The organism is Streptomyces sp. NPDC018019 (assembly GCF_044327805.1).
In the GTDB taxonomy this organism is placed as follows: domain Bacteria; phylum Actinomycetota; class Actinomycetes; order Streptomycetales; family Streptomycetaceae; genus Streptomyces.
The window spans coordinates 37,700-47,353 of sequence record NZ_JBIRGD010000048.1 but is presented as its reverse complement, the minus strand read 5'-3'; the positions used below and the strand labels follow the sequence as shown (position 1 = coordinate 47,353).

9 protein-coding genes are annotated in these 9,654 nt (G+C 69.9%); 7 read left to right on the top strand and 2 right to left on the bottom strand.

All coding sequences use genetic code 11. The features are described 5' to 3' along the window. Positions 1–690 (top strand): GlxA family transcriptional regulator (locus ACH4FX_RS41070; RefSeq protein WP_398486806.1); only part of this gene is annotated, 690 nt, incomplete at its 5' end. Here the strand turns inward: ACH4FX_RS41070 and ACH4FX_RS41065 are convergent. Together ACH4FX_RS41065 and ACH4FX_RS41060 are read right to left on the bottom strand one after the other, a co-directional pair. Next, positions 614–1,048 (bottom strand): hypothetical protein, encoded by a 435-nt coding sequence (locus tag ACH4FX_RS41065; protein ID WP_398486804.1) that lies wholly within the window; start codon positions 1,046–1,048, stop codon positions 614–616. The two genes, ACH4FX_RS41070 and ACH4FX_RS41065, sit on opposite strands and share 77 nt — an antisense overlap. A 104-nt stretch (positions 1,049–1,152) precedes the next feature. After that, positions 1,153–1,611 (bottom strand): lamin tail domain-containing protein, encoded by a 459-nt coding sequence (locus ACH4FX_RS41060; protein ID WP_398486802.1) that lies wholly within the window; start codon positions 1,609–1,611, stop codon positions 1,153–1,155. A 1,144-nt stretch (positions 1,612–2,755) separates the two neighbouring features. On the opposite strand from ACH4FX_RS41060, the gene ACH4FX_RS41055 reads away from it, so the two are divergent. The 6 genes from ACH4FX_RS41055 (at position 2,756) to ACH4FX_RS41030 (ending at position 9,650) form a co-directional block, all read left to right on the top strand. After that, a complete protein-coding gene (locus ACH4FX_RS41055; protein ID WP_398486800.1) occupies positions 2,756–4,480 on the top strand; it encodes a collagen binding domain-containing protein in 1,725 nt (574 codons plus the stop codon). Between the two features lie 275 nt (positions 4,481–4,755). Further along, positions 4,756–5,175, top strand: coding sequence for a hypothetical protein (locus tag ACH4FX_RS41050; protein WP_398486798.1), 420 nt, complete (start codon positions 4,756–4,758; stop codon positions 5,173–5,175). 11 nt (positions 5,176–5,186) lie between these two features. Further along, the gene (locus ACH4FX_RS41045) at positions 5,187–6,167 is read left to right on the top strand and encodes an NlpC/P60 family protein (protein ID WP_398486796.1); all 981 of its coding nucleotides are present in this window, start codon (positions 5,187–5,189) and stop codon (positions 6,165–6,167) included. Between the two features lie 46 nt (positions 6,168–6,213). Then, positions 6,214–6,561, top strand: coding sequence for a hypothetical protein (locus ACH4FX_RS41040; protein WP_358976560.1), 348 nt, complete (start codon positions 6,214–6,216; stop codon positions 6,559–6,561). A gap of 136 nt (positions 6,562–6,697) precedes the next feature. Next, positions 6,698–7,897 (top strand): hypothetical protein, encoded by a 1,200-nt coding sequence (locus ACH4FX_RS41035; RefSeq protein WP_398486794.1) that lies wholly within the window; start codon positions 6,698–6,700, stop codon positions 7,895–7,897. Then, on the top strand, positions 7,878–9,650 hold the full coding sequence (locus ACH4FX_RS41030) for a hypothetical protein (RefSeq protein WP_398486792.1): 1,773 nt from the start codon (positions 7,878–7,880) through the stop codon (positions 9,648–9,650). Before ACH4FX_RS41035 ends, ACH4FX_RS41030 begins: the two co-directional genes overlap by 20 nt. The last annotated feature ends 4 nt before the right edge of the window (positions 9,651–9,654 follow it).

Sequence of the window (9,654 nt, the reverse complement as noted above, 5' to 3'; positions counted from 1 at the left end):
TCCGACCCGGTGTGCCGGGCACTGCTGCGGGCGCATGCGCGTGGGGCCCGGCTGGTCACGATCTGCTCCGGGGTGTTCGCACTGGCCCGCACCGGACTACTGGACGGCCGCTCGGCCACCACGCACTGGGCGCATGCCGAGCAACTGCGGCGTGAATTCCCCCGGGTGCGCGTGGAACCGGACAGGCTCTACGTGGATCACGGTGACATCGCCACCAGCGCCGGCGCGGGCGCCGGGTTCGACCTGTGCCTGCACCTCGTCCGGAAGGATCACGGGGCCGCATACGCCGCTGTGCTCAAGCGGCACATGGTGCTGCCGCCACACCGCGAGGCCGGCCGAGCGCCGTACGCGCCGCCCCCACCGCCCGGGAACGCGTTCGACGGCCTGCTCAAGTGGGTCGACGAGCGCCTCGGCACACCGCTGTCGGTAGCCGACCTGGCCGCCTACCTCGGTGTCTCGTCCCGCACCCTGGCCCGGCGCTTCGCCGACCAGCTCGACACGAGCCCGGGTGCGTGGTTGCTCTCCCGTCGGGTGGCCGCGGCACGCGCCCTGCTGGAGGAGACGGAACTGCCGGTCGAGGCGATCGCAGCCCGCGTCGGCCTCTCCTCCGCGGTCAACCTGCGCCGCCGCTTCCGCACCGCAACGGGCACGACCCCGGGCGCCTACCGGCGAGCGCTCCGGGTCCCGTGATCCGCCCACTGCCCGCCCCGGGCTCGGTCTCGCGGGTGGTCTTGGTCCAGCCGGTGTGGCCGCGGAACATGCGGAAGAGGGCGCGCCAGGCGCACAGGAACGACAGGTAGTTCATGACGACGAAGGAGTGGCCCAGGAGGAGGGCCCGGCCGGGGCCGACCTGCCTGTCGCGGCGAAGGTAGGTGAAGGAGGCGGCCAGTGCACGGTCCGACAGGCGGCCGTCGGCGTCCATGACGCAGACGGCCGTCTCGGCGGGGTCCTGGCCCCGGGCCGCGACCCGGTCGCGGATCAGCCGGATGCCGTGGTTGAGTGCTTCGCCCTTTCCTTGGCGCGCGTGGGGGAGTTCGCGGCGCAGCACGGCCACTCACAGTGCAGCAGGGTCCAGCGTGGCGCGCCGCAGCCCTTTCCGTGGCTGCGGCGCACCCGGTGCCCGGTCCAGCCGAAAGCCGTCCGGGCGGAGGGTCAGCGGCGACCCCAGCTCTTGGTGTCGATGGTGTGGCGGTGGTGGTCGCGCAGTGTGGCGGTGTCGCGCTGGTTGTGCCAGACGTAGTCGCGACGGTCCTGGTAGATGTCGCGGACCGCGTCACGACCTCGGCCGGTGTGGACGCGCACGCTCTGGTTGCCGGCCAGGCGCAGGTTGTTGAAGCGGTACGTCTTGTGGCTGCGTTCGCTGGTCAGGGTCCAGCCCTGGAGGTTGATCGCGCGGCGGCTGGTGTTCTTCACCGTGACCCATTCGGCGTTCAGGGACCGGTTGGAGCCGTCGTCGCGGCCGGGGCTGTCAGCCTGCACCGCACCGATCACGACCGGGGAGCGGTGTGTGGCCGGCAGCGTGTGCACGTCGGCGACGGCGGGCAGTGACGCGGTCGCGACCAGGGCGGCCGAGCCGAAGGCGACGGTGGCAGCACGGGCGGAACGGAGCATGACGACCTCCTGCGAGCAGCCCCGAGCACAGCGGGGCTGATGGTTCCGATGCCCGGCCTCTTGCCGGGCGAGACCACTGTGGAGCCTGGCCGCGAATGCTGGTTGAAGATGCGACTGTCATTACAGAACACGGACATTTGCACAACCCCGGCCCGCCCGGACTGCACACCCCCGCGCTTGACCAGGGCCGAGCGCCGCCCGATCAAGTCACCGTGCCCCTGCTGCGGTCAGGAGTGCAGGCGGAACGCACCAGGCCAGATCTCCGGCGAGTGAAGGGCCATTCGCTTGTTCCAGCCCCGTTGAGAATCTGGGAGCGGGCGAGCAGATGCGAGGGACCCGCTGAGCGTGGTCGGCCCCTCCATGGGCGGCGGGCCACTGCCCTGCCATCTCGCCCCCTCCGCGCGCGGGGGCTATCAACTCGTTCGCGTCGTAGGGGCCTTCTCAGGCGTTCTCCAAAACGGAAAAGATTTCAGGGAAGAAAGTTCCATCAATTTATGGACGTTAGAAATCCCCGCCAACCCCTGTCAGGCTTTTTTGCGGCCAACGCCAAAGGGGCTCTCGCGGTCGTTCGGAGCATGCACGTCCCGAGCCGCACGGACCAGAAAGGGAGTTGATGCGCCTTGATATGAAGCTGAGCGGCAGTAGTGGCCGGACTGCGGTCCGGTCATCTTGTCGCACGTGCTCACAGCAGCAGGAAAGCGGAGCTTTCAGCACGCTGTGCCGGGTTTCCGCGAGGAATCCTTAGCAAGGGGAGTCGGGTCCGTATACGAAGACCGGCTCCCGTTACCGAAGGCCCTCCGAAGGGGTGGCCTCCGTCCGCAGGAGCACAACTTCCATGCGTTCACGCATACCTCCCCCGTCCCGGCTGGCCGCCGTCACCGTGGCTGCCGGCGTGGTCGGGACACTGGCCTGGTCCCCAACGGCGATAGCCGCCGATCGGTACGGCCCGGGGTACCAGATCCCAGATTCCGACGGTCACGCCGCTGCCAGCCATATCGGGGCTTACGGTCCTCCCGGAATGCGTGTGTCGCGGGACAGGGAAACGTATTGTGCTGATCCGGAACGTCGGGGGCCCGATTCGGCCGGTGGGTACGGTGCGCCGAAGACGGTCAATCACTGGATTTCGTCTGAGACCGGCCAGCAGGTGCCGGACGCGAATGTCGCCTACGCGTCGTACGTGATCGGGCGGTACGGGCAGACTCATTCCGATGAGCAGGCGGCGGCCGTCGACGCGGCTACCTACGAGCTGCTCGCCGGAGGGAAGTACGGACTCAACGGCGCCCGGGGCAAGCAGCGGCTGTCCTACTCCAACGTGTCGGCGGGGGCTCGCCCGCTGGCTCAGCGCTATCTCAGCGAGGCGCGGCGGTACGCGGGCCCGTACGAGCTGCACGTCCGGCCGTCGGTGGAGCAGACCACGGCCGGGCAGAAGGTTACGGTCGCTCTGGACGTCACCGCGAAGCTGTCCGGGCAGAAGGTGCCGGGAGTTGCGGTCGACGTCAGCGCGGGCTCGGCCCACGGCAGGGTGACCACCGGCAGCGACGGCCGTGCGCAGTGGCAGTTCGCTCCTGCCGAGGCGGGGAAGGCCACGGTGACCGCGACGGCCGGTGGGCTTCCTGGTTCTCAGCTCAAGGCGCTGCTGCCTCGTGACTCCCACGCACAGCGGATGCTGCTGGCCGGGGACACGTCTACGGCCCGGGACTCTGCGGCCGTGACGGTCAGGCCGGCCACGGGCGGCGTGCAGATCAACAAGCAGGGCCCGGAGGGCACGCACCTGTCGGGTGTCGGCTTCCAGCTCCTTGATCCGGCCACCGGCAAGGAGGTGGCGAAGGGCACGACCAACCATGACGGGGTCCTCGTCTTCGAGGGGCTGCGGCCCGGCAAGTACCGGCTGCACGAGACCTCGACGGGCGACAGTGTCCATGCGTTGATCCCGGATCAGGACGTGCTGATCACCGCTGGGCAGAGCGCAACGGCGCACCCGGTGACTCTCGTTGATCCCTTCCGCGACGCAGAGCTGGTCCTTAAGAAGATCGACAAGTCCACGGGCAAGCCGCTCGGGCACGGCGTAATCGAGATCGACGCGGACAGCGTGGACTCGGCGGGCCAGCACCGGCCGGGCAAGAAGATCACTGAGCTGACCACGGGCGCGGACGGTACGGCCCGCGCCAAGCTCGGCATGTCGGTCAAGGACGGCGCCCGGTACTGGGCCAAGGAGACGACGGCTCCGAAGCACTACCAGCTCGACGCGACGCCGAGCCCGTTCACCGCGAAGCCGGGGCAGGAGGTGAACGTGACGCTGGCGGATGACCCGATCCCTGCGACGATGCGCGTGCTCAAGACCGACAAGGAGACCGGCAAGCCTCTGGGCGGCATGGGCTTCGACATCTCGACCGTGAAGGTCGACGCGTCGGGGAAGAAGGTCGCCGGTACGAAGGTGGTGTCCGGGACGACGGAGGCCGACGGGAAGTCCAAGCCGCTCAAGCTGGACGCCGCGGTGGAGGCCGGCACCGAGTATCTGCTGACCGAGACCAGGGCCCCGAGCGGGTACGACACGCTCTCCCGGCCGATCTCCTTCACCGCTCGGGCCGACAGCGAGGTCACGGTGCGGGCGCAGGACAGCAAGGCACCCTCACCGCCGCCTTCCACACCCCCGACGCCGGAGACCACCCCGCCGCCTGCTCCGAAGGACCACGGCACTCCGCCGGACGCCCCGGAGAAGCACGGCTCCCTGGCCCACACCGGCGCCGACATGACGCCCTGGGCCCTCGGCAGCGCGGCAGCACTGCTCGCCCTCGGCGGCGGCACGGTATGGGCTACCCGCCGACGCACGCAGGGCCCGGCCAACGCCGGTAACAGCCCGCAGGAGTAAGTCCACAGCTCCTGCCCCGGGTGTTGCGGCCCCCCGCTCACAGGGGCCGCAACACCCACCCTCCCCTTCCTGCCCGAGGTTGAGATTCCCCCATGCCTTCACACGCCCACTATGTACGCATTTCTATCCTTGTGGGGGCCACTGCGATGCTGACCGTCTGCGCCACCGGTTGCGGCAGCACGCAGCCCGCCAGCCCCGCTGCGGACGGGTCCCGCCCCGCAGTGGTCTCAGCTGGGGGCACCGAAACCTCCGGCCCCCGTTCCTCCTCTCCCAGAGTGGCCACCGGCAGCGAGGTGCCGGCTGCTGCGGCCACCGTGGCGCGGGCCTTCACCACGGCGTACGCCCAGCACGACGCCCGCGACGGCCATGACCGCTCCTACGCCGACGCCGGAGTTCGGGCCGCCAAGTACGCCTCCGGCGAGCTGGTCGACATCCTGACGCAGAAACGTCCCAGCCAGGACGCCCCGTGGGCGGCCCTGCGGGACGAGCAGGCACGTACGACCGTCGGGATCGAGTCGGTCCGGGTTCCGGACGGCGCCCCGGCTCCGACGCCGGGCACCGCGCTGGTCCGCGTCGCCTACACGCTCAGCACCGCACCCGTCTCCGGCCCGGCGCGGAAGAGCAGCGAGCAGCTGGCCCTCCGGCTGGAGAACACCTCCGACGGCTGGCGTGTCACCGCCCTGCCCTGGGCCTGACGGGGGCGGCCGTGAAGAAGATCGCATACGCCTGCGGGGCGCTGCTGCTGTGCTTCAGCCTCGGCGGCCTCGTCCTCCTGCTGACGTTCGGCGGCGCGGACAAAGCCTCGGCGACGGAGACCGGGCCCGGAGCCGGGCTGACGGCTGACTCGCCGGTGCCCGCATGGGTCCGCCCGATCATCAAGAAGGCCGCGGGGGAATGCCCGCAGGTCACCGAGTCGCTGCTTGCCGCACAGCTCTACAGCGAGTCCGGGTTCAATCCGAAGGCGAGGTCGCCGGTGGGCGCCCTGGGGATCGCCCAGTTCATGCCCGGTACCTGGGCGCAGTACGGCAAGGACGGCAACGGCGACGGCAAGAAGGACGTGTTCGACCCCGAGGACGCCATCGCCGCGCAGGCCCACTACGACTGCGTCCTGGCCAAGGAAGTCAAGAACGTTCCCGGCGACAGCACCGACAACATGCTGGCGGCGTACAACGCGGGCGGCGGCGCGGTGATCAAGTACCGCGGGGTGCCGCCGTACGCGGAAACCCGCGCCTACGTGAAGAAGATCCGTGACCTCGCCGAGAAGTGGGCGGCGGCCCCGAGTCCGACTCCGCTGCCCGCGGGCAAGGGTGCGGCCCGAGCCATCGCCGCCGCCAAGACCGCGCTGGGCACCTGGTACCGGTGGGGTGGCGACTGCGTCGCCCCGTACACCGGCCAGAACGGGTGCGACTGCTCCTCGCTGACCAAGATGGCGTGGGCCGCGGCCGGCGTGAACCTGCCGCGCGTCACCTACGACCAGGTCCGCGTGGGCAAGCCCGTCGCCAGTATTTCCCAACTTCAGCCGGGTGACCTGCTGTTCTCCGTCGGCTCAGCCAGCCACCCCGAACACGTCGGGATGTTCATCGGCAACGGCCAGGTCATCGAGGCACCCCACACCGGCGCCCAGGTCCGCATCAAGCCCATGAGCTGGTGGACCCACCAGATCGTCGCGATGCGGCACGTCGGCTGACGCCTCCCCTTTCACTCCTTTCACCTGCACAACCAAAGGAAGATCCATGCACCACCTGATCTCGGCCGCCTCCGACCCCGCCCTGCACCAGCACCTCACCACGCTCGCCGCCGGAGCCGATGTCGTCAGCGGGGTCAAGCCGGACTGGGGCCCGTTCAGCAAGCTGGGCGGCACAGCCAAGGTGATGCTCGGCGTGCTGGCCGCACTCGTCCTGGTCGTCGGCGCTGGCGCCTTCTTCGCCGGGCTCGCGAAGTCGAAGGGCTGGGTGGGCGACGGCCACTCGACCATGGACTCCTCCCGCGGCAAGGGCCTGATGGTCGGGGGCGGCGTGACGGTCTTCCTCGTCGCCTCGTTCGGCACGCTCTTCACGATCGTTTACGGCATGGGTGTGTGAACCGATGACTCAGCACTCCCGTACCGGGCGGCGCGAAGCCGCCGGACGCGGCGGCCACGCCCCTCCTCATGGGCCGAACAAGACCAAGAAGTGGGGCATCGCGGTCGGCCTCGTCACCGCCGTCACCACGGCCGGATTGGCCGTCAGCGTCATCTCCGGCGGTTCCCCGCACTCCCCGGAGTCAGCATCCGCGTCCCCGCGCCCCACCGAGCATGTAGAGGGCGGCCAGCCCACGGGCAAGCGGACCCTCGATGGCGTCCCCGTCGGCTACACCCGCACCGAGGCCGGCGCGAAGGCAGCCGCCAGCAACTTCGCGACGGTCCGCGGTAGCGCGGCCTTCCTGACGAACCCAACCGCGCGGCAGCGGGCCACCGCTGCAATGAGTACCGCCGAGGCGAAGCGGTCGGCCGGGGAGGACGCGAACCAGGTCGCCGTCCAAGCGGCGAAGGACCTGCAAGGCGATTCCAAGAAGGTGGCGGGCAGGGACGTGATCGCCCGTACCGGGGTCTTCTCGGCTCATACTCTGGCCTTCAATATCCACAACGCGACGATCCGACTGTGGACAACCACGGTCCGTGGCAACACAGCGGGTAACACCCCGCCTCACGCAGCGTTTCGGTCTGTGACGGTCAACCTCGTCTGGGAGGCGGGCGACTGGAAGGCGGCCAGCTTTTCCACAGGCCGCGGCCTGGTCGCACCGCTCTCCAGCCAGCAGGCCACCAACACCGCCAACGACTTCGCCCAGTACGTTTCCGGCGAAGCCGCCGACCCGGTTGTCCGCGGCGCCACGGACGACGGTGTCCCGGGCCCCTACACGCACGACGAGGCCGGGGCCCGTGCAGCCGCCTCCAACGCCGCGATGGTGCAGGGAGATCCGCGGTTCTTCACCGATGCCGACTGGCGGCACCGGATGCTCCGCGGCATGACCGCACCGAGCACGTTGAAGGCCGTTACGCATGACGCGGACGCCACCGCGCAGCTCGTCATGGAGAACCGCCAACTCGGCGCAGACGGCCGCACCGCAGACGGCGGACGACTCGTGACCCGGACCGCTGTGCTGGCGGCACGCACCCTGACGCACACCTCCCAAGCCGCGAGCGTCGAGCTGTGGACCGCGTCCGTCGGCGGCATCGCCGGGAAGGACGAGTCCCAGCACCCCCAGGTCGGCTTCCTGCGCATGAACGTCGATTTGGCCTGGATCGACGGCACGTGGAAGACGACCGCGGTTTCTCCGGGGGAACCGCTGGTCCCCTCGCCGCCTGCCGCCGAACAGGCGTCTCCGGCCACGAGCTTCGCCGAGGTGGGGGGTGTCTTTGATGCGCCTTCGTTTGCGTGAGGACGCCCCTGGCCTCGTCACCTTCGAACGCTCCGGCCCGGGCCGGAGCTTGGGGCGCCGGCTGCACACCATCCTGTGGGTCAACGTCACCCTCGGATTTCTCTTCGTGCCCTCGGCGGTTGCCAATCCGTTCTGCTACATCCCGATGGTGTGTGAGGCCAAGGCCGCCGTCGACTTCGTCTCAGACCCCCTGGGCTTCCTGCTCCAGAAGATCACTGAAGCGAACCTGTGGTTCCTGCGGAAGATGCTGGAGCTGATCCAGAACACGTCGAAGATCGATCTGACGTCGCCGGGCTTCCTGAAGCAGTACGCGATCATCTTCGCGGCCAGCACGCTGATCACGGCGGCGCTGTGGCTGATCGCTGTCGCCAAGCGGGCAGCGCGCGGCGTCTCGGTGACCACGGCGGTATCGGAAGCGGTCGGCTTCCTCGTCCTTCAGTTCGTCGTCAATGCCCTGGCGCCCGGCACCGTCGCATTGCTGATGAAGGCTATCGACGAGGTCACAGCGATCTTCGAGCCGTATGCGACCGACAACTTCAAACCATTCCTCGCCACCATGCTCAAGGTCATGGCGGCCAACCCCCACGACGGGGTGTTCCAGCTCATCGTCGTCAACCTGATCATGCTGTGCGGCGCTCTGCTGATGTGGGTGGAGCTGCTGATCCGCAGTGCCGCGATCTATGTGGGTGTTGCCCTCGGGCCCGTGGTCAACGCGGGCCTGGTGGACCGGGACCTGTGGGGCAAGAGCAAGAAGTGGGTCGGCGCCCTATTCGCGCTCGGCATCAGCAAACCTGTCTTGTTCGCCCTGCTCGGACTGGGCGGGGCCATCCTCAGTGACGCCTCGGGAGGCATGAGCGATGCCGTCTCGAAGATCCTGGTCGGCGCGCTGATCCTGCTGCTGGCCGTCTTCGCCTCGGCGACCATCTACAAGTGGGTCCCGGCCTTCGGCGATGAGATGGCACAGATTCACCACGACCGTAAGGCGGCCACCTCCGCGGGGCCTGCTTCGGCAGTGGACGGGCCCGCGCAGCACGCCAACCGGGCGATGTCGATGCACGTCCAGGACTCGCTGGTCGGTGGCGGCAAGTCGTCCGGCGGCGGGGGAGCGGCCCGCGCCGCCGGCGGGAAGGCCGCGAACTCCTCGACGGTCGGCAGCCAGGCCGGTACGGCCAGTGCGAAGGCGGCGGCCGGCTCGGGCGCCGCAGGAGTCGGAGCAGCTGCCGGTGGCGGAACTGCTGCCGCTGGCGGACCGGCCGGTGCTGCGGCGGCGGCTGCGAAGGCCGGTGTCGATGTGACGAAGAACCGTGCCGCCAGTTCCCCAGGAGCGCAGGGCCTCGACGCGGCGTCCGGGGGCGCAGAGGGCTCCCAGGGAGGCGGCTCCGGTACCGAAGGCACCGGCGCACCGGCTGCGGCGCGCTCCCGCGGTGCGATGTCCGACCCGGTCGTCAGCCGGGGGTCTTCTCCCACACCGGCGCAGGCCCCGCCGTCCCCGTCACCGGGCACGGGCACCGTCCCGGCCTCGCCCTCGAAGACGGGTGCCGCCCCGGCGTCCACCTCCGGCACCGCCTCCGGTGCCGGTCCCTCCACCATTCCCACGCCACCGTCACAGTCGTCCGGTGGCCCGGCAGGCTCCCCGAAGCCCGCCTCCGGCACCGCCTCCGGTGCCGGTCCCTCCACGATTCCCACGCCACCGTCGCAGCCGTCCGGTGGCCCGGTGGGCTCCCCGAAGCCCGCCTCCGGCAAGGACCAGTGATCCC